Genomic DNA, 18,431 nt, shown 5'->3' on the forward strand with positions numbered 1-18,431 from the left:
ATGACGTCGACTGATTTTCAATCCGACATGGCGTCCGACACGATCTCGGTGCTGATCTGTGAGAACAGCTCGGTCCAGCTGCGCATCCTGTCCGAAGCCGTGCGCCAGGCCGGCTACAGCGTCCAGACGGCCGGCAGCGCTGAAGAGGCGTTGAGGCTATTGCAGCTCGTGCCCGTCGACATCTTTCTGACCGGTATCGAGGTCGGGGTCGTTTCCGGTCTTGAGGCCTGCTGGTCGCTGAAGTCGAACAGCGAAACCGAGTCCGTCTACACGATTGTGGTGACGGCCTCCGGCGAGGACCGGCGGCTGGAAGAATCGCTCGATGCCGGCGCTGACGATTTCATTCGCAAGCCGGTCAACATGACCGAACTTCGCGCACGCCTGCGGGCCGCCAGCCGTCTGGTGCGGATGCAGAAACAGTTCCGCCGCCTGGCCGAGACCGATGCGCTGACCGGTGCCGCCAACCGGCGCGCCTTCATGCAGTATCTCGACCTGCAGGTGCAGCGCGCCAGCAATGATGATTTGCCGCTCTCGGTGATCATGATTGATCTGGATTTTTTCAAGGCGATCAACGACACCCATGGGCATGCTGCGGGCGACAAGGTGCTGATCGAAGCGGTCGCGGCAACACAGGGCTGTCTGCGCACCGGGGACATGCTGGGGCGCATCGGCGGCGAAGAATTCTGCGTGATCCTGCCGGGTGCCGGCCTGCATTCGGCAGCGCTGGCCGGCGAGCGCATTCGCGCCGCCCTCGAAGCAATGGACATTGTCAGCGATGCCGGAGCGGCTATCCCCGTCACCGCCAGCCTCGGCGTGGCGAGCCTGGCGTGCGGTGATCTGATTTCGGCGCCGGACGCCTTGTTGCAGGCCGCCGACACGGCGCTCTATCGCGCCAAGGAAAGCGGCAGAAACCGGGTCGTCCTTGACGGGGCCAATGATGATGAGCCGCCCGCCTTGCAGGCTGTCGGGCTTTAGTCAGCCGCTGCCTGTCGGCGCGCTTCCAGAATGGCGCCGCGCAGGAGAAGTGTCGGGATGTCGTCGGGTTCCTGCTCACGGGCCCGCTGCATGTCCTGCCAGGCGAGGTCGAGTTGACCGGTGGCAAGCCGGACCTGTCCGCGATAGCGCCATCCTGCCGCCAGCCAAGGCGCGATCTCGATCAGTCTTTCCGCGTCGGTGCTGAGGGCGGCCCAATCATTGCGCCCGGCGTGCAGCCCGGCACGTGCCAGGCGCGCCGGGATAGCGTCGGGCTGCAGGGCCAGTGCGGCGTCATAAGCGGCGGCCGCGTCGTCCAGCTGGCCGGCCATGAAGCGCGTATCTCCGGCCAAGGTCAGAAGTTCGGTGCGTTCGGCATCGACCATGCCGATAGCCGTGCCATCGGCGAGATTGACCAGGATGTCGGCGCCGATCTCGCCCTCGCCAAGGGCAATCAGGGCCCGCGCCTCACACACTTCTGCCGGCCAGCCACCGCCCTCGATGCGCCAGGCCTGGGCCCGTTCAAGCGCGTCGGTCGCGTCGATCTGAACCTGGCCGAGACAGGTGTCGAACCGGACCCGCTCGCGATAGGCCGCGTCGTTCTGGGCATGAAGGGGCGGGGTGGTGGCCAGCGCCAGAACGCAGGCAGTGAGGGTAAACCGCATCGGGTAACTCCATCGGTACGGGCCGGCAGGGATCAGGCCGGCGGATACAGCGGCGAGACCCCCCCCCGGACCGGCCTCGCCTTGTCCAGATACGGCAGGATGATGGTGTGACGATAGCCCCCTTGGCATCTAAAAGCGGGTTTGTTTTCCGGCGCGAGCTATGGAAGAAGAAGGCAGGCTAGCGCGCGCGCCATGCCGCATGCTCGAGGATGTCCGGCTTTTCATGATCCTTCTCCAGGTTATCCCGGAACTAGACGCCGGCGGCGCCGAGCGGACCACGCTGGAAGTTGCCGAGGCGGTCATCGAGGCCGGCGGACGGGCCGTCGTGGCCAGTCAGGGCGGTCGTCTGGAAGAGGAGCTGGCGGCGCTGGGGGGCGAACTCGTGCACCTGCCGGTCGCCAGCAAGAACCCGTTTGTCCTGTGGTCGAACATGCACGCCCTGATCCGGCTGATCCGAAGCGAGGGGGTCGATATTGTCCATGCCCGCTCGCGGGCGCCGGCCTGGAGTGCCAAATGGGCCTGTGACCGGACAGCGGCGCATTTCGTGACCACCTATCATGGCACCTACAATGCGCGATCAGCCCTGAAACGTCGTTATAACGCGGTCATGGCTGCGGGTGAGCGGGTGATCGCCAACTCGAACTTCATTGCCGACCATGTCCGCGCCGAACACGGTGTCGGAGAGGACCGGCTGGTCGTCATTCCGCGCGGCGTCGATCTGGCGCGCTTCGATCCGGCCGCGGTTTCGCAATCCCGCATTGACACCTTGCGTACGCGCTGGGGTCTTGACGGGTTGGGAGATGCACCGTGCCTTCTTCTGCCTGGCCGGCTCACCGGCTGGAAGGGCCAGCGTGAAGCCATCCGGGCACTCGCGGCCTTGCCGCCGGACGGGCCGTCACCGCACTTATTGCTCGCCGGTGATGCCCAGGGGCGCGACGCCTATGTCGCGGAGCTTGATGCCCTGGCACTTGAACTGGGTGTGCCGGAACGGGTTCACCGGGTCGGGCATTGTACCGACATGCCGGCCGCGCTCGCTCTTTGTGACCTCGTCCTGACCCCGTCGGTCGAACCGGAAGCCTTTGGCCGCACGGCGGCCGAGGCGGGCGCCATGGGGCGGCTTGTCATTGCCGCCGATCATGGCGGCGCGCGCGAAGTTGTTGAGCACGGCAAGACCGGCTGGCGTGTTCCACCCGGCGATCCGGCGGCGCTCGCGAAAGCCATCGCCGACGCGCTTGCACTCGCGCCCGATGACCGCGCAATCATGGTCGCTGCGGCGCGCGATCATGTCACAACGCATTTTTCTACCCGCAGCCTGCAAGCTTCGACTTTGCGGGTTTATCATGAGGTCCTAAACTCACGCCCATGACCGAGCCGCAGCGCGACATAACCTATATCCTTCATTGGGGTGACCTGACCGCGACCGTGCGCATGCTGGCCGCCGCGAAAACCATTCGCGACACCTATCGCCGGGACCGGATCATCCTGCTCACGACGTCCGATTTCGAGAGCCTGCTCAAACATTGCCCCTGGTTCAATGCGATCGAGACCGATGCCTGTCCGGATACGCGTCCGATGGCGGGCCTGCGCGACAAACGGTTGAAACTGGCCAAGCCCGCGCGTGTTTTTGATCTCGTCGGCTCGGCGGACTCGCGCAAGATCAAGGGCAATTTCCGCTTCGCGAAGACCAAGTGGCACGAGGTTGCTCCTGTGGCTGACGCAGGCGTGCACCCGGTCGATGCCGCGGCCGGTGTGCTCAACGGTGTGCTGGGCTTTGAGCCAACCCGCTTCCCGCTCGGCGGCGCCCCGGCCCCCGATGCGAGCTGGGTCGATTTCCTCGCCAAGCAGTCGCGCATGCTCGATCCGGAATATTTCGGGCTCAATGGTCCCTTCGCCCTGCTGGCCCCGGCCGGGGACAGTGTCAAACCGGCCCTGCGCTGGCCGAAAGAAAAATGGGCCGCTCTGGCGCATGAGCTTTTGCAGTCCGGTATTACGCCGGCATTGATTGGCGGGCCGGACACACGCGATGTCGGTCGCCATGTCTCGCAGGTGACGCCGGGTGCGCGGGATCTGACCGGTAAGGCGAAACTGCCGCAATTGGCGGGCCTTGCCCGGCGGACGCGCTTTGTGTTCTCCGAGGATACGCCGCTGATCCATTTGCTGACAGCGTCCGGCGCCCCGGCGCTGGCGCTCTATGGCAATGTCGATGATCCGGCGCCGCTGGCCCCGCGCGGCCCGTCTCCGGTCATTCTCATGCACGCCACCACGCTGGCCCAGGTGACGCCGGAAGAGGCAATTGCCGCGATGCGCTTTGCCGGTGGATTCGCTGATGCGCCGGCGGCAGCGTGAGCCGCTTTGCAGACTTGCCAATTGTGATCATTTCACCATAGTGCCCGCCTCCCGGCGGACCTGAGGTGCATTTTGCCTGTTTAGGGCTTGATCCAGCGCCCTCCCGGGAGGATTAGTTAGGTTCAGCTTTGGGGCAACAAGGGAGAAGATGCCATAGCCCGTAGACCGCACGCTGCGCAACCGCCCAAGAAAGAGGGCCCGCGCATTAACCGGGATATCCGCGTACCGCGGGTGCTCCTGATCGACGAATCTGGAGAAAAACAAGGCATTATGCCGACTGAAGCCGCTATTGAAGCCGCTGAGGAAGTCGGACTCGACCTCGTTGAAGTGTCGCCCAATGCCGATCCGCCCGTTTGCAAGATCGTCGATTATGGCAAGCTGAAATACCAGGAACAGAAGAAGAAGGCCGAGGCCAAGAAGAAGCAGAAGATCGTCGAGATCAAAGAGATCAAGATGCGTCCGAACATCGATGTGCATGACTATGAGGTCAAGACCAAGGCCATGCACCGCTTCTTCGAGGCCGGCGACAAGGTCAAGGTGACCCTGCGATTCCGGGGCCGGGAAATGGCTCACCAGGATCGCGGCATGGACATCATGAACCGGGTCAAGGAAGACTTCGGCGACGTGGCCAAGGTCGAGTTCGAGCCCAAGCTTGAAGGTCGTCTCATGGTCATGGTGATGGCGCCGCGCTAGCGCGTGCTGCCTTGCGATCAATGAAAACGGCGTCCCATCGGGGGCGCCGTTTTTTGTTGCCGGTCAGCTGGCAGGTTTGGCGGGCTCTTCCTCGACATGTTCCAGCTCATCCGTCCGTGCCAGTTGCGGGAAGAGGCGGAACCAGGCGGCGGCTGTGACCAGCGCCATGCCACCGCCCAGCAGGACGGCGCCGATCGGGCCAAGGAAGCGGGCGGCAACCCCGGACTCGAATTCGCCGAGCTCGTTCGAGGCCGAAATGAAGATGAATTCAACCGCCGAAACCCGTCCGCGCATGCCCAGTGGCGTGGCCAGCTGTATGATCGATTGCCGGATGAAGACCGAGATCATGTCGGCCGCCCCGGTCACCGCCAGGGCGATCATGGACAGGATCAGCACTTCGGACAGGGCGAAGCCGATCATGGCGACGCCATAGACGGCGATGGCGCCCAGCATCCAGGCGCCGATGCGCCGGGTCAGCGGCCGGGTCGCCAGCAACAGCGCGATCATGGCGGCACCAATGGCCGGCGCAGTCCGCAACAGGCCCAGGCCGACCGTGTCGGTATGCAGCACGTCGCGCGCAAAAACCGGGAGGAGCGCGGTCACGCCCCCGAACAGCACCACCACCAGGTCCAGTGAAATCGCGCCGAGCACGACCTTGTTGTCGCGGACATAGCGCAGACCTTCGATCACCATCGACAGGCCGCGCTGGCCTTGCAGTTTTTCGTGGCGCGGCGTCCGGGCGGTGGCGATGAAGCCGGTCGCCAGCAGCAACATGGCCGCGCTGACCAGATAGACCGTGGTCGGGCCGAGAATATAAAGCAGACCGCCGATCGCCGGGCCGCCGATTGCTGCTGCCTGGAAGCCAAGCGAGTTCCAGGCAATGGCCTGGCGCATATCGGCGCGCGGCACGATCCGCGCCATCAGGGCGCTGGACGCGGCCGGTGAGAAGGCATGGGTGACGCCAAGGAAGCCGGCGGCGCCAAACACGATCACCAGCGTGACCGGCCCGGTAAAGAAGGGGCTTATCGCCAGCGCGATGGCGCAGGCCACCCGGATGAGGTTGGTGGTTACGAGGATGAATTTGCGGTCGAGCCGATCTGCCGCCTGTCCGCCGAGCAGGGACAGGAAAAAGACCGGCGCGAACATGGCCAGGCCAACGAATCCCAGCAGCAATGCCGATTCCTCGACCGAGCGGGTCTGGCGGGCGACATCATAGACCTGCCAGCCGATTGCGACGGCCTGCATCTGCCGTGCGGCAGACAGCAATTGCCGCATGATCCAGTAGTGACGATAGGCCTGGTTGGCGAAGATCGAGAGGGAGGGTGTCAGCACGCGGCAAATCCGATCTTTGCCTTGCGGCAGGACGTGGTCGCCGATTAACCCGGTTTCGCCGGAAAATTCAACAGGCTGGAAGATCGGGCCCGGGCTGTGCCGCATTACCGCCGCGTGTGTGCCGAAATGGCGACTCACCCGTTCAGATGATGTTCAGCGCCGGGGATTTCTGATGAAATCAATGAGAAAGCATGATCAATTGATGCGCAATCGGATCTGCGTCGTGACGTCCACCGGACAGGAGACATGATGAACGGCCCCTGGATTTTCGCCCTTTTGCCAGCTCTGGCGCTGACCGCATCGGTTGGCCCGGGTATGGCGCTGGCCGTTGCGGACGGTCCGGGCGAGGGGGTTTATCTGTCGGCCGGGTTCACACCGGACCCGCAGTCTGTCGAGCTGGCCTTCGAGGCCCGCCTCGATGCGACGGCGGAGATATCGCCGGATTGCCACGGTTATATCAGCGGCAGCACGCCGGATGTCGCGGTCTATTATAACGCCGGATCCTTCCCGCTCATCCTGTCGGCCAGTTCGCACGAGGACATGACACTGGTCGTCAATGCGCCTGATGGTGCTTGGTATTGCGATGATGACAGCGGCAGCGGTCTCAACCCGTCGATCCGTTTCGGCGAGCCGCAATCCGGCAATTACGACATTTGGGTCGGACGCCTGCTCGGTCCCGGCCCGGCGACAGCACGCCTGTCGATTTCGGAACTTTACAGCGAGTGACACTTCAATCCTGGGGGAGAGAGACATGAAGTTGAAACTGATGACCGGAGCCGCGATGGCGGCCATGCTTGCGATCGCACCTGCCCACGCGATCCAGGACCCGAACGCCGCGCCGGCTTACGGCTCGAGTGATGTGAATGCCGGCTTCGTGCCGGACCCGATCTCGGTCGGGCTGCGTGCCGGTGGCGCGATGCCGGCCAGCGAAGCCTCGGAATGGTGCCCGGGCTTTGTCAGCTACCAGCCATCCTACAATCTCAACTACGATGCCGGCAGTTTCGACCTGTATCTGTCTGCCGCGTCGGATGTGGATACGGTCCTGCTGGTCAATGCGCCGGATGGTAGCTGGCATTGTGATGATGACGGTGCCGGCAGCGGTCTCAATGCGGGCATGCTGTTCGAAGCGCCGCAGAGTGGTGTCTACAATATCTGGGTTGGCACTTTTGGCTCGGGCGGCGGCTACGAGCCGGCCATGCTGCATATCTCCGAACTTGGCTTTGAGGACGATAATCCCTACTCGCAGGCACCGTCGGCCGACCTGCCGCCGGAGTATGGCACGCTGAGCCTGTCGGAAGGTTTTGCCAATGATCCGCGCACGCTGAATGTTGAAGCGGGCGGCCCGGTCGAGCTGGACCGCTTCGCCGACGGCATGTGCTGGGGGCAGGCTGATCAGGCGCCGGACCTCTGGGTCGACTATGCCGGCAGCGACACATTTGACCTCTATGTTTCGATGCAGTCGGACTCCGACACCACGCTGGCGGTACAAGCGCCTGACGGGGCTTGGCATTGTGATGATGACAGCGCGGAGAACCTGAACCCGGGTGTCCAGATCCGCGACCCGCTGCCGGGCCGCTACGCCGTCTGGACGGCCCGCTACTCGTCCAACCAGCGCGTGCCGGCGACGGTTTATGTGTCCGAACTCGGCTTTCTCGGCATGGTCGATGAGCCAGCCGTGCTCGACTATTCGCTGCCGTCGCAGTCCGGATCGGTTTCGCTTGATGCCGGATTTGTCCCGGATCCGTATAATGTCGATGTCATGGCTGGCGGCGATACCGATGTCTACGAGGCTGTCGGCGAGTCTTGCCGTGGCTGGGCCGACAGCGCTCCGGACTTCGACCTGAACTACCAGGCCGGCGATTTCGATCTCTACCTTTCGGCCACGTCGGACAGTGACGCGACGTTGATCGTCAATGCGCCCGATGGCAGCTGGCATTGTGATGATGACAGTGCCGGTGAGCTCAATCCGGGTCTCGTGTTCGATGAGCCGATGTCCGGTCGCTACGACATCTGGGTCGGAACCTATGGCGAATATGATGCCGGTCCCGCGACCCTGCACATTTCCGAACTCGGTTTTGGCGGTGGCTTCCTGCCCGAGACCCCGCTCGATTATTCGCTGCCGGCCAATTACGCCGATGTCGAACTGTCCGGCGGTTTTGTGCCCGACCCGTATCTGGTCGAACTGATGGCCGGCGGTGATGTTGAAGCTGAGTCGGCGGCGGACCGTTCCTGCCGGGGTTTCGTGACCCTGGCCCCGGATGTCGAGCTGACCTTCGAGCCGGGTGGCCTGGATCTCTACATTTCGGCCGTCTCCGACCGCGACACCACGCTGGTGATCAACGGGCCGGACGGCGAGTGGTATTGCAATGATGACGGCGCCGGCAATTTCAATCCGGGTGTCCGCTTCATCGAGCCGCAAGCCGGTGTCTACGACATCTGGGTCGGCACCTACTCGTCGGGTCCGGCGGCTGACGCCGTGTTGGCGATTTCCGAACTCGGTTTCCACGAAGACTAAAGCCGCGCAGCGCGCGGGGATCGGAAGGGCGGCCCCAAAGGGGTCGCCCTTTCTCGTTGTGCCGGGAAAATTTCTGGTGGCGCAGTTAGACGGTTTGCAAAGTCTGGATGTTATACTATATCATCGACATATTGCAGCCGGATCGACCATGCCCCTTCATCGTCATATCTCATCCAATCAGGGCAAGTTCGACGCCACTGGCGTCGGCCTCTCGGTCCTTTGTATCGCACACTGCCTGCTACTGCCCGCCGCCGCCGCCGCGACACCGATGCTGGTGCCGGAAGCAGGCGCCCTGTTCGGCCTCAGCCATGATTGGCATTTGGCGCTGTTGGCGCTGGCCGCGCCGGTGTCGCTGATCGGGCTGGGCTGGAGCGTCAGGACAACACGGGCCGGCTGGCCGATTTTCCTGGTGGGCCTGGTCGGGCTTGCGGTCATGGCAACGGGGGCCTCGCACCTGTTCTCGCCATTGGCCGAAACCGCCCTGACCCTGACCGGGGTGACCATCCTCGCCGGCGCCCATTTCGCGAATTGGCGCTCCCGGGCGAAAGCCGGCCATGTGCATGAGCGCGATTGCGGCCTGTGTGACGACCACGCCGTGTGACGCCACGCGGTTTGACGACCGACAGTCCTGACGCCGCAGCGCTCGCCGACTCGCATCACCGCTTGCAATCAGGCGGATTGTGCGTATAAACCCCCGCTTCCAACACCAGCCAACCGGGCCAAATCGACATGCCCGCTGGCTGAACCATCCATCGGATGCGCGCGCCGCGTCCTGCAAAGGAGATGAAAATGTCGAAGATGAAGACGAAGAGCGGCGCGAAAAAGCGCTTCAAGCTCACCGCCACGGGTAAAATCAAGGCGGGCCAGACCGGCAAGCGCCACGGGATGATCAAGCGGACGCCCAAGCAGATCCGCAACAAGCGCGGCCAGGTGACCCTGTCACCCCAGGACGCCAAGATCGTCAAGAAATACATCCCGAACGGCCTTTAAGCCGCTGGCACCGAGTAGGAGCACTTAGATATGTCTCGAGTTACATCCGGACCGGCGACCGCTAAACGCCACAAGTCAGTCATCAAGAAAGCCAAGGGCTATTACGGCCGCCGCAAGAATACGTTCCGCGTTGCCGTCCAGGCCGTGGAAAAGGCCGGCCAGTACGCCTATCGCGACCGTCGCGCCAAGAAGCGCAATTTCCGCTCGTTGTGGATCCAGCGCATCAATGCCGGCGCCCGCCAGTATGACATGAATTATTCGGTCTTCATGAACGGCCTGACCAAGGCCGGCATCGAAGTCGACCGCAAGGTCCTCGCCGACATCGCCATGCACGAGCCGGATGCCTTCAAGGCCCTGGTCGACCAGGCGCGCGCGGCTCTGGGCTAAGCCCCCGGAACATCGAATGTCGAAAAGGCCCGCCAGCGCATCGTTGGCGGGCCCTTTTTGTTTGCGGCAGAAACCCCCTCATCCCCCCTGCGGGGACCTTCTCCCGCGAGGGGAGAAGGCGCATGAGCCAGCCGCTGGCAAGAACGCCCTCTCCCCTCGCGGGAGAGGGTGGCCCGAAGGGTCGGGTGAGGGGGCCTTCCGGCCACAGCGCCAGACGCCGCAAGCATTTGCCACCCTCTCAGCCGTCACTCCCGGTCGACACACAAAACCCCAGCCGCTAAATCCAATCCCGACCGTATGGGACGACACGACATGACCGACACTTCCAATCTCGACACGCTTGAAGCCGGGGTCCGCAGCCAGATCGATGGCGCGACGGATGAGGCCGGGCTGGACGCGGTGCGCGTTGCGGCGCTGGGCAAGAAGGGCTCGGTTTCGCTGATGATGCGCGAGCTGGGCAGGATGAGCCCGGAAGAGCGTCAGGTGATGGGCCCGGCGCTCAATGGTCTAAAGACCCGGCTCAATGACGCCATCGAGGCGCGCAAGGCGGATCTGGAAGCGGCGGCCCTGAATGCGGCGCTGGCGTCGGAGACGGTCGATGTCACCCTGCCGGTGCGACCGGAACCGAAGGGCTCGCTGCACCCGATCACACAAGTGATGGAAGAGCTGGCGGTGATCTTCGCCGATATGGGTTTTGCCGTCGCCGAAGGGCCGGATGTGGAGACCGATTTCCACAATTTCACCGCCCTGAACTTCCCCGAAGGTCACCCGGCCCGCGACACCCAGGACACGTTCTTCATGAAGCCGGACGCGGAGGGCCTGCGCAAGGTTCTGCGCACGCACACCTCGCCGGTGCAGATCCGCACCATGCTGGAAGGCAAGACGCCGATCCGCATCATCGCGCCGGGCCGTGTCTATCGCTGTGACTGGGACCAGACCCACACGCCCATGTTCCATCAGGTCGAGGGGCTGGTGATCGACAAGGAAACCCATATGGGTCACCTCAAGGGCACGCTGATGGATTTCATCGCCGCCTTCTTCGAGACCGACCAGGTTGAGGCGCAATTCCGCCCGCACCATTTCCCCTTCACCGAACCCTCGGCCGAGATGGATGTGCGCTATGAGCGGGTCGGCGATGCGGTGAAGGTTGGCTCCGGCGACAAATGGATGGAAATCCTCGGCTGCGGCATGGTCCACCCGAATGTGATCCGCAATTGCGGCCTCGACCCGGACGAATATCAGGGCTTCGCCTTCGGCATGGGCGTCGACCGTCTCGCCATGCTCAAATACGGCGCGCCGGACCTGCGCGACTTCTTCAATTCCGACGTCCGCTGGATGGCGCATTACGGCTTCAGCCCGCTGCTGCAGGCCAATCTGGCGACGGGGCTGAGCTGAACCGATCATGTGGCGCTGGCTCACAAATAACCACCAGACGCTGACAGGCGTTGGCGCGATGCTTGTGGGTGTCGCAGCGCTGTTCGTCGCCTGGGATCAGGGCCGGGTTATGCGGGCGCAGCAGCATGGGGCGGTGGTGCCGGTGCTGCAGCTTGACGGCTTTGTGAGCTCCACCCCCGACCTGCGCAGTGTTGGTCTGCGTGTCGTCAATAATGGCGTCGGTCCGGCGATGATCGAAAGTGTCAGCCTGAGGCGTCGTGGTGTGGTGTCCGATAACTTCGACGCGCTGATTGCGCTGTTGCCGGTTGGGTTCGATCGATCCTGGTCGAGCGTAAATGGCCGGGCGTTGGCGCCGGGCGGCGAAGTCGAACCGGTCATGTTCATGTGGGAGCGTGGTTCGCTCAGCGAGGATGAGCTGGGCGCGCTTCTGGCAGAATGGCAACACTGGTCTGTCGAGGCCTGTTACTGCTCAGTCTTCAATCGATGCTGGACCTCCTCGTCCGGCAATGCGGGTCGGTCCCCTGTGCGCAGCTGTCCTGCGGTCGATGTTGATCCGTTTGAGCGCATCGGTGTGGCCGGCGGACCGAACGGCGGGCAGGCTTCACGCATCGCCACCGGGGCGGAGGTGCCAGTCCCATGAAATCGATCATCGCCTGGCTCAAATCCAATCACACCGCCATCACCTCGCTGGCAGCGATCCTGATTTCGGCCATTGCGCTGTTCGTGGCGTGGGACCAGTCGCGGGTGATGCGGGCGCAGCAGCATGCCGATGTCTGGCCGGCGGTGCAGGTTGAGACCCAGATGTCGACCGAGGATGGCCAGCACATCTTTCTCGTCGGCATGACCAATGACGGCATTGGTCCGGCCCTGATAAACCGGATCGACGCGGTCTTTGCCGGTCAGCCACTGCGCCACTGGGAAGAGATGGGGACGCGTCGGCCGGAAGGTCTGCCCCGCCCTGACATGTGGACCGGCGGCAGCCAGGGCGCGATCCTCGCGCCGGGTGAAACCGTCATCTTGGCGCAGATCACCTGGCCAGCGAGCGAGGAGCGCTGGCCGCTCATAGGTGAGTATCAGGCCGACTTCTTCGCTGTCACGGTCGAGGCCTGTTACTGCTCCGTCTATGGGCGGTGCTGGACGGCCCTTCGTGATGGCCGGACCAATCATCCCGAACCGATCGACGCCTGTCCGGCGGCCGATCCGGATTCCAACTTGTAAGTGACGGCAGGAGCCGACGATGAAATTCCCGCTTTCTTGGCTGAAATACCATCTGGAAACCGACGCCTCCCTTGAGGCGATTGCGGAAGCCATGACCATGGCCGGTCTGGAAATCGAGGATATCGACAATCCGCTGGAGAAGTTCGCGGCCTTCACGGTCTGCCATGTCACCCATGCGGAAAAGCATCCAGACGCCGACAAGCTGAAAGTGTGCACGGTCGAGACGGTAGATGGCACCAAGCAGATCGTCTGCGGCGCTCCGAATGCGCGCACCGGCATGTATGCGATCTATGCGCCGCTGGGAGCCTATATTCCGGGTCTCGATTTCGCCCTCGACAAGAAGCCGCGCAAGATCCGCGGCGTCGAGAGCCATGGCATGATGTGTTCGGCCAAGGAGCTGGAGCTCGGCGAGGATCATGACGGCATTATCGACCTGCCGGAGCCCTTCGAGATCGGCACGCCGGCGGTAGTCGCGCTCGGCATGGCTGACCCGGTCATCGATTTCGAGGTGACGCCCAACCGCCCCGACTGGCTCGGCGTGCGCGGCATTGCCCGCGACCTGGCTGCAACCGGCATCGGTACGCTCAAGACCCATGATATCGACGCCATCCCCAGCAACTTCCCTTGCCCGGTCCAGGTCGAGCTGGACTGGCCGGAAGCCTGCCCGGTCTATGCCGGTCGGGTGATCCGCGGCGTCAAGAATGGCGAGAGCCCGGACTGGCTGAAAAAGGCGATCAAGGCGATCGGCCTGCGTCCGATCAATTTCCTCGCCGACATCACCAACATGATCTCGGTTGATCGCTGCCGTCCGCTGCATGTCTATGACCTGGCCAAGCTGGAAGGCCCGATCCGGGCCCGTCGCGGCCGCGGCGAGGCGGATCGGTTCGAGGCGCTCGACAACAAGGAACATGTGCCCACCGAGGACCAGTGCGTGATTGCCGACGACGCCCGTTGCCATGGCTTTGGCGGTGTCATGGGCGGCACCTATTCCGGCGTTTCGGCTTCGACGACCGATGTCTTCATTGAAAGCGCCTGGTTCGAGCCGCTCCTGGTCCGGGCGACGGCCAAGGCGACCGGGATCGACAGCGATGCCAAATACCGCTTCGAGCGCGGTGTGGATCCCGCCTCGCCGCAGGCCGGCATCGAGCAGGCCACCGAGCTGGTTCTGAAATATTGCGGTGGTGAAGCCTCCGAGGTGATTGTCGCCGGTGAAACGCCGGCAGCACCGGCCGCCATTGAATTCCCGATCGCCGAGGTCAAGCGCCTCACCGGGCTCGACCTGCCGCGCGCTGAAATTATCCGCATCCTGGAAACCCTGGGCTTTGCGCCTGCGGGTGAAGGCGATGTCCTGACCGTCGGCGTGCCGAGCTGGCGCATGGATTGTTCGCTAAAAGCCGATCTCGTTGAAGAGGTCGCCCGCATCCATGGCTTTGACAAGCTCGACGCCGTCTCCCTGCCGCGCCCGCCGGTTCGCCGCGAAGCGCCGGCCACGGTGATGCAGCTGCGCGCCCGTCATGCCCGTCGCGCGCTTGCCGGCCGGGGCTATAGCGAATCCGTGACCTGGTCCTTCTGCAACACCGAACAAGCCAAGCTGTTTGGCGGTCATGGTGAGGGGCTGGAACTGGAGAACCCGATTTCCTCGGAACTGGACGTGATGCGTCCGACGGCACTGATCCACCTGCTCACCGCGCTGCAGGCCAATGCGGACCGGGGCCAGGATGATGCGCGCCTGTTCGAGGTCGGACCGATCTATCTCGACGACAGTGACAAGGGCCAGAAACTGGTCGCGACCGGCGTGCGTCGCGTCGAGGCTGGTCGACATTGGGCCGGCACGCGCCAGCCCGACATTTTCGACGCCAAGGCCGATGCCCTTGCGGCACTGGCGGCTGCCGGCGCCCCCGTCGACAATCTTCAGGTCGTCGCCGAGGCGCGTGATTGGTGGCATCCGGGTCGTTCCGGCGTGCTGCGCCTGGGTCCCAAGAATGTGATGGCCGAGTTCGGCGAGGTCCATCCTGCCGTGCTCAAGGCGCTCGATATTGATGGTCGTGTCCTGGCGTTTGAAATCGTGCTCGACGCGATCCCGCAGCCCAAGAAGGCGTCCGGCCTCAAGGCCCGCACGCCGCTGGAACGAGCCGACCTGACGCCTGTCACCCGAGATTTTGCCTTCCTGGTCGACAAGTCCGTGGCCGCCGACACGCTGGTCCGCGCCGCCAAGGGCGCCGACAAGCAGATGATTTCCGACGTCTCCATCTTCGACGTCTATGACGGCAAGGGCGTGCCGGAGGGGCAGGTCTCACTGGCCATCGAGGTCACGCTGCAGCCGCGCGACAAGACATTGACCGAAAAAGAGATCGAGGCCATCGGTGCCGGCATCATTGCCAAGGTCGAAAAGGCCACCGGCGCCAGCCTGCGCAGCTGATCATGGTGCCCGCCGCAAGCGACTGGGCGGTACCGCCCGAGGCGGAGCGGGCCGACTATGTGATCGCGGCGGTCATGACCGATCCGTTGGCGCGCGAGGTCTTGGTGCGGGCGCATGGGCTCGGACTGCCGGATTGGGCGTTGATGGCGGGGGCTGTCTACAAGGCCGTGTGGAATGCGTTGACCGGTCGGGCGCCCGGTCACGGGATCAATGATTATGATCTCGCCTATTTCGACGCCAGCGATCTGAGCGCCGAGGCGGAAGCCGCGATTGTGGGACCCGCCGAAGCCCGCTTCGCCGATTTGCCGGTGCCGGTCGAGGTCTGCAATCAGGCCCGCGTCCATATCTGGTTCAATGCGCAATACGGCACGCAGCGCACGCCGCTGCGCGACACGACTGACGCGCTGCGCCATTTTGCCTCCAAGACGCACTCCGTCGCCATTCGGCTTGATCAGCAGGGCCAACCGGAGGTGTTGGCACCGTTCGGACTGGACGCCGTGTTCAGCCGCACAATCCGTCCGATGGCGGGGGTGGCGCATCCGGAAGGCTGGAACCGCAAGGTTGCCGGACAGGCCCGCATCTGGCCGGAACTCGAATTCGTCAAGATTCCCGTCTGACGAGAATTTTGGTCTATATAATTCTATTTATACGAGAAAATGGCGGCGACTCTCGTCCCGGCGGCCGGAATTTTTTGCGCTATCGCGCGTGAGGCGTATGGCGGAGTTTCGGTACAACCGTTAGGGTGGTTAACAGAAAGCTAATGGCAGCGTCGGGCCCGGCCCGGAGGAGTGTGTTCCCGACATGGAGCGAGTGACCGCCCTGCTGGCCCAGGCTGCCGCAACCATTCTCGTTCTGATCGGGTTGGTCGTGGTGCTCGGTTTTACCCACGCCCGGGCCTATGACGCCGGTTATTGCTCTGGCCAATACTGCGCTGATGACGAGGCCGGTTGGTGGCCCTTCGGCCAGTCGCGGCGCCCCCAGACCCAGTCGGGGAGTGCACCGCCTGGCAGTGTGATCACGCATGGGTCGCCGGGGACCAGCTATCCCGGCAGCGACACGCTCTATCCAGATCCGCCACCCGATGTCCGCGGCACCTCGTCCGGCTCGAACGGGGCGACGACAGGCTCCGGCAGCGGGTTGAGCCTCTCCACTGGCATTGCCGGACCGGGGTCCTCGGTTCAGGGCCGTCCGATTTCCCGCCCACCGGTCTTCACGCGCGACCCGGGCGAACGCATCTGTTCGCCCGATCATTACGGCGTTGATGATGCGGCCATTGCCCGCTGCTGGTTGCGCGTCGGCGATGCCTATCAGGCCGTCGACCGGATCGACGAGGCCCGTGCCGCCTGGGATGAGGCGCTGCTGATTGGCTCCTCTGTTGGCGGTGCGCAAGCCTCCCTGGTGGCGCATCAGCGCCTGCAGGCCGCTGTGCTGGAACGCTCCTGCCCCGCCACACCGCAGAGCCTGGCCCGTATCGCCTATGGTTTCGACCAGACCGAAGATGATGGCGACATCATCGAGCTCGTCCTGCGCCAGCGCGCACTCGCGGCGCTCGGCTATTACAATGGCGAGATCGACGGCAGTTATGGGCCGATGACGCGTCGATCGGTGCGGGACTTCCAGGGTGATCTCGGTTTCGATCTGACCGGCGTCCTGACCCCGGCGGAAACCGTGACACTGGTCTGCCATGCCGCCCTCACGGCGCGTGATGCTCATGCCCAGAACCTGCTCGGCATCATGTTTGCGACCGGGCTCGGCCTGGAACAGAATATCGACACCTCGCTGGAATGGCTGGAGACCGCAGCCGAGCGCGGCCATGCCGGCGCCAATTTCAATCTCGCGGTGATTTATGGCACCGGCACTGTCCAGGGCAGTTATCGCCTGTGCGGCATTGTCGAAAGCCCTGAACGGGCAGACAGCTATCTGCGCCGCGCGGCCGATCTTGGTCATGACCGGGCGCGACGCCTGCGCAGCGTGGTCGGCGTGTCCGGAGAACCGGCGGTGCGCTGGTCGCGGATCTCCGAAGCGCTGATCAATGACGCCGTCGCCAATGATGACCGTTTCTATCTCGCCTGGCAGCGCCGTGTTGACGAGATGCGCCGCGCCAACGGCAGTGAACTGCAACAGCCCGGCTGCTACCAGGCAGCGATGGACGGAGGCCAACCCGCCGCCGAATAGGTGGACGGATTTGGGAGGATGATGATGACCAAGACCCCGATGAAGACGCTGATGGTGATGCTGGTCTCGGCGACCGCGCTCGGCGCCTGTTCAGGCCATGGCCGGGCCAACCTTCCGCCCGCTGGCCCGACCCAGCCCCCGGTCGTTCACCATCGCCCGCCGGTAATGGTCGACACGGTCGGCCCGGCGATCGCGATGTGCCTGGTCGACACGCTCGCGGAACAACGCTTGGCCATGCTGGAAGAGGTCCACGCCTATCGCGAGGAGATCCGGGCCGATGCCCACACCAGCGCCAATGTCGCCGACAGCCGGACGCAGGAAATCATCGCCGCCTTCGAGACCGATCTCGACGCCTCCTACCGTTTCGCGACCTCATCCTGCCGCACCTATAACCGTTGCCTGGAAGAGAACCGTTTCGATGAGGCCGCCTGTCAGGACACGGCAGCGCTCTGGCATGATGGCCAGGATCGCTTCCACGACCTGTCGGAAAGCCTGGCCGCGGTTCGCGAGCGCATTGCCTCAGGTTGCTCCGATTGCGCCCCGCCGCGTACACATGGGCGTGACGGTCGTCACCATCGCGACCACGCACCGCGCCGCCGTCATTCGGACGAGACGATCGGGTCTGTTTTCTCGACCGACGGACATTGATTTCCGCAGCCGGCCTCCCCGTGTTGATGGGCGTCACGGCCGGCACGCTCGGCGATGGCTTGGCGCATGATCTGGATGGCCGAGCTGGTAAACAGGCCGGCCATGATCGCGGCCACGGCAAGGTCGGGCCAGGGCGTGGCCGTCCAGGCCACGAGGCCGGCTGAGGCGAGAACGGCGAGATTGCCGATCGCGTCATTGCGCGAGCACAGCCAGACCGAGCGGACATTGGCGTCGCCATCGCGCCAGCGCATCAGGATCAGCACGCTGGCGAGGTTGGCAATCAGTGCCAGCACGGCGATCGATCCCATCAAGCCGGCTTCGGGCTGCACCGTGAACACGGTCCGCCAGATGGCCAGGCCGAGAATGGAGACGCCGATCAGCAGCAGGCTGGCCGCCTTGATCAGCGCCGCATTGGCCCGCCACGCGGCGGGCTTCCCGATCACATAGAGTGACAGGCCATAGGTCGCCGCATCGGCGGCGAAATCGAGGGCGTCGGCCTTGAGTGCCTGCGATTGGGCGGCCGCGCCGGCCAGCATCTCAACCACGAACATGATCGCATTAATGGCGATCACCGCCCACAGCGCGCGCCGGAAGCCCGGCGAACTGCCATCGAATGCCTCTGCGTGTCCACACCCCGCCGACATGGCTTGTCCTCGTCCTGTTTTCTCAACTAGGC

At 64.0% G+C, this 18,431-nt stretch carries 19 protein-coding genes; 16 read left to right on the forward strand and 3 right to left on the reverse strand.

The genetic code is table 11. The features are described from left to right. Nucleotides 1-975, forward strand: coding sequence for a GGDEF domain-containing response regulator (locus tag C7435_RS11465; RefSeq protein WP_083635253.1), 975 nt, complete (start codon nucleotides 1-3; stop codon nucleotides 973-975). Here the strand turns inward: C7435_RS11465 and C7435_RS11470 are convergent. Beyond that, a complete protein-coding gene (locus C7435_RS11470; RefSeq protein ID WP_121211622.1) occupies nucleotides 972-1,637 on the reverse strand; it encodes a hypothetical protein in 666 nt (221 codons plus the stop codon). The two genes, C7435_RS11465 and C7435_RS11470, sit on opposite strands and share 4 nt — an antisense overlap. Before the next feature lie 223 nt (nucleotides 1,638-1,860). On the opposite strand from C7435_RS11470, the gene C7435_RS11475 reads away from it, so the two are divergent. From C7435_RS11475 to infC, 3 genes are all read left to right on the forward strand, one after another. Then, complete coding sequence (locus C7435_RS11475) at nucleotides 1,861-3,003, forward strand: glycosyltransferase family 4 protein (RefSeq protein WP_121211877.1); 1,143 nt, start codon at nucleotides 1,861-1,863, stop codon at nucleotides 3,001-3,003. Then, nucleotides 3,000-3,983 (forward strand): glycosyltransferase family 9 protein, encoded by a 984-nt coding sequence (locus C7435_RS11480; RefSeq protein WP_121211625.1) that lies wholly within the window; start codon nucleotides 3,000-3,002, stop codon nucleotides 3,981-3,983. Before C7435_RS11475 ends, C7435_RS11480 begins: the two co-directional genes overlap by 4 nt. Nucleotides 3,984-4,136: 153 nt before the next feature. Beyond that, nucleotides 4,137-4,676, forward strand: coding sequence for a translation initiation factor IF-3 (gene infC, locus C7435_RS11485; RefSeq protein WP_075191395.1), 540 nt, complete (start codon nucleotides 4,137-4,139; stop codon nucleotides 4,674-4,676). A 63-nt stretch (nucleotides 4,677-4,739) separates the two neighbouring features. On the opposite strand, the gene C7435_RS11490 is transcribed toward infC, so the two are convergent. Then, complete coding sequence (locus C7435_RS11490; protein WP_233350763.1) at nucleotides 4,740-6,008, reverse strand: MFS transporter; 1,269 nt, start codon at nucleotides 6,006-6,008, stop codon at nucleotides 4,740-4,742. Nucleotides 6,009-6,254: 246 nt separating this feature from the next. On the opposite strand from C7435_RS11490, the gene C7435_RS11495 reads away from it, so the two are divergent. From C7435_RS11495 to C7435_RS11545, 12 genes are all read left to right on the forward strand, one after another. After that, nucleotides 6,255-6,734 carry a peptidase S1 gene (locus C7435_RS11495; protein WP_121211627.1) on the forward strand — a complete coding sequence of 160 codons (480 nt, stop codon included), beginning with the start codon at nucleotides 6,255-6,257 and terminating at the stop codon, nucleotides 6,732-6,734. A gap of 25 nt (nucleotides 6,735-6,759) precedes the next feature. After that, nucleotides 6,760-8,523, forward strand: a complete 1,764-nt coding sequence (locus C7435_RS17170) for a hypothetical protein (protein WP_170150448.1) — start codon at nucleotides 6,760-6,762, stop codon at nucleotides 8,521-8,523. 148 nt (nucleotides 8,524-8,671) lie between these two features. Beyond that, the gene (locus tag C7435_RS17175; protein ID WP_170150449.1) at nucleotides 8,672-9,124 is read left to right on the forward strand and encodes a MerC domain-containing protein; all 453 of its coding nucleotides are present in this window, start codon (nucleotides 8,672-8,674) and stop codon (nucleotides 9,122-9,124) included. A 188-nt stretch (nucleotides 9,125-9,312) separates the two neighbouring features. Then, entirely contained in the window at nucleotides 9,313-9,513 is a 201-nt protein-coding gene (rpmI, locus tag C7435_RS11505; RefSeq protein ID WP_075191477.1) for a 50S ribosomal protein L35, read from the forward strand. Nucleotides 9,514-9,543: 30 nt separating this feature from the next. Further along, nucleotides 9,544-9,900: a 50S ribosomal protein L20 gene (gene rplT, locus C7435_RS11510; protein WP_075191392.1), complete on the forward strand. Its 357-nt coding sequence runs from the start codon at nucleotides 9,544-9,546 to the stop codon at nucleotides 9,898-9,900. Between the two features lie 312 nt (nucleotides 9,901-10,212). Beyond that, entirely contained in the window at nucleotides 10,213-11,295 is a 1,083-nt protein-coding gene (gene pheS, locus C7435_RS11515; RefSeq protein ID WP_121211631.1) for a phenylalanine--tRNA ligase subunit alpha, read from the forward strand. 7 nt (nucleotides 11,296-11,302) lie between these two features. After that, complete coding sequence (locus C7435_RS11520) at nucleotides 11,303-11,935, forward strand: hypothetical protein (protein ID WP_121211632.1); 633 nt, start codon at nucleotides 11,303-11,305, stop codon at nucleotides 11,933-11,935. Continuing rightward, nucleotides 11,932-12,513 carry a DUF8453 domain-containing protein gene (locus C7435_RS11525; RefSeq protein WP_121211634.1) on the forward strand — a complete coding sequence of 194 codons (582 nt, stop codon included), beginning with the start codon at nucleotides 11,932-11,934 and terminating at the stop codon, nucleotides 12,511-12,513. The genes C7435_RS11520 and C7435_RS11525 overlap by 4 nt, the downstream gene beginning before the upstream one ends. A 19-nt stretch (nucleotides 12,514-12,532) precedes the next feature. After that, nucleotides 12,533-14,932, forward strand: coding sequence for a phenylalanine--tRNA ligase subunit beta (pheT, locus tag C7435_RS11530; protein WP_121211636.1), 2,400 nt, complete (start codon nucleotides 12,533-12,535; stop codon nucleotides 14,930-14,932). 2 nt (nucleotides 14,933-14,934) lie between these two features. Then, nucleotides 14,935-15,549 (forward strand): nucleotidyltransferase family protein, encoded by a 615-nt coding sequence (locus C7435_RS11535; RefSeq protein ID WP_075191387.1) that lies wholly within the window; start codon nucleotides 14,935-14,937, stop codon nucleotides 15,547-15,549. Between the two features lie 184 nt (nucleotides 15,550-15,733). Further along, a complete protein-coding gene (locus C7435_RS11540; protein WP_075191386.1) occupies nucleotides 15,734-17,107 on the forward strand; it encodes a peptidoglycan-binding protein in 1,374 nt (457 codons plus the stop codon). A 24-nt stretch (nucleotides 17,108-17,131) separates the two neighbouring features. Next, nucleotides 17,132-17,755 (forward strand): hypothetical protein, encoded by a 624-nt coding sequence (locus tag C7435_RS11545; RefSeq protein ID WP_143743098.1) that lies wholly within the window; start codon nucleotides 17,132-17,134, stop codon nucleotides 17,753-17,755. Here the strand turns inward: C7435_RS11545 and C7435_RS11550 are convergent. Beyond that, nucleotides 17,707-18,399 (reverse strand): cation efflux transmembrane domain-containing protein, encoded by a 693-nt coding sequence (locus C7435_RS11550; RefSeq protein WP_075191384.1) that lies wholly within the window; start codon nucleotides 18,397-18,399, stop codon nucleotides 17,707-17,709. The two genes, C7435_RS11545 and C7435_RS11550, sit on opposite strands and share 49 nt — an antisense overlap. Nucleotides 18,400-18,431: the final 32 nt, after the last annotated feature.

It is taken from the genome of Maricaulis maris (assembly GCF_003634045.1).
Taxonomy (GTDB): Bacteria; Pseudomonadota; Alphaproteobacteria; order Caulobacterales; family Maricaulaceae; genus Maricaulis; species Maricaulis maris.

What these genes read in the sequence shown, in the direction of transcription:
- C7435_RS11550 (WP_075191384.1), bottom strand. Translation starts at nt 18,399, where the DNA reads ATGTCGGCGGGGTGTGGACACGCAGAGGCATTCGATGGCAGTTCGCCG.
- rpmI (WP_075191477.1), top strand. Translation starts at nt 9,313, where the DNA reads ATGTCGAAGATGAAGACGAAGAGCGGCGCGAAAAAGCGCTTCAAGCTC.
- C7435_RS11535 (WP_075191387.1), top strand. Translation starts at nt 14,935, where the DNA reads ATGGTGCCCGCCGCAAGCGACTGGGCGGTACCGCCCGAGGCGGAGCGG.
- C7435_RS11465 (WP_083635253.1), top strand. Translation starts at nt 1, where the DNA reads ATGACGTCGACTGATTTTCAATCCGACATGGCGTCCGACACGATCTCG.
- C7435_RS17170 (WP_170150448.1), top strand. Translation starts at nt 6,760, where the DNA reads ATGAAGTTGAAACTGATGACCGGAGCCGCGATGGCGGCCATGCTTGCG.
- C7435_RS11525 (WP_121211634.1), top strand. Translation starts at nt 11,932, where the DNA reads ATGAAATCGATCATCGCCTGGCTCAAATCCAATCACACCGCCATCACC.
- C7435_RS11475 (WP_121211877.1), top strand. Translation starts at nt 1,861, where the DNA reads ATGATCCTTCTCCAGGTTATCCCGGAACTAGACGCCGGCGGCGCCGAG.
- C7435_RS17175 (WP_170150449.1), top strand. Translation starts at nt 8,672, where the DNA reads ATGCCCCTTCATCGTCATATCTCATCCAATCAGGGCAAGTTCGACGCC.
- C7435_RS11520 (WP_121211632.1), top strand. Translation starts at nt 11,303, where the DNA reads ATGTGGCGCTGGCTCACAAATAACCACCAGACGCTGACAGGCGTTGGC.
- C7435_RS11495 (WP_121211627.1), top strand. Translation starts at nt 6,255, where the DNA reads ATGATGAACGGCCCCTGGATTTTCGCCCTTTTGCCAGCTCTGGCGCTG.
- C7435_RS11470 (WP_121211622.1), bottom strand. Translation starts at nt 1,637, where the DNA reads ATGCGGTTTACCCTCACTGCCTGCGTTCTGGCGCTGGCCACCACCCCG.
- C7435_RS11480 (WP_121211625.1), top strand. Translation starts at nt 3,000, where the DNA reads ATGACCGAGCCGCAGCGCGACATAACCTATATCCTTCATTGGGGTGAC.
- rplT (WP_075191392.1), top strand. Translation starts at nt 9,544, where the DNA reads ATGTCTCGAGTTACATCCGGACCGGCGACCGCTAAACGCCACAAGTCA.
- pheS (WP_121211631.1), top strand. Translation starts at nt 10,213, where the DNA reads ATGACCGACACTTCCAATCTCGACACGCTTGAAGCCGGGGTCCGCAGC.
- C7435_RS11540 (WP_075191386.1), top strand. Translation starts at nt 15,734, where the DNA reads ATGGAGCGAGTGACCGCCCTGCTGGCCCAGGCTGCCGCAACCATTCTC.
- pheT (WP_121211636.1), top strand. Translation starts at nt 12,533, where the DNA reads ATGAAATTCCCGCTTTCTTGGCTGAAATACCATCTGGAAACCGACGCC.
- C7435_RS11545 (WP_143743098.1), top strand. Translation starts at nt 17,132, where the DNA reads ATGACCAAGACCCCGATGAAGACGCTGATGGTGATGCTGGTCTCGGCG.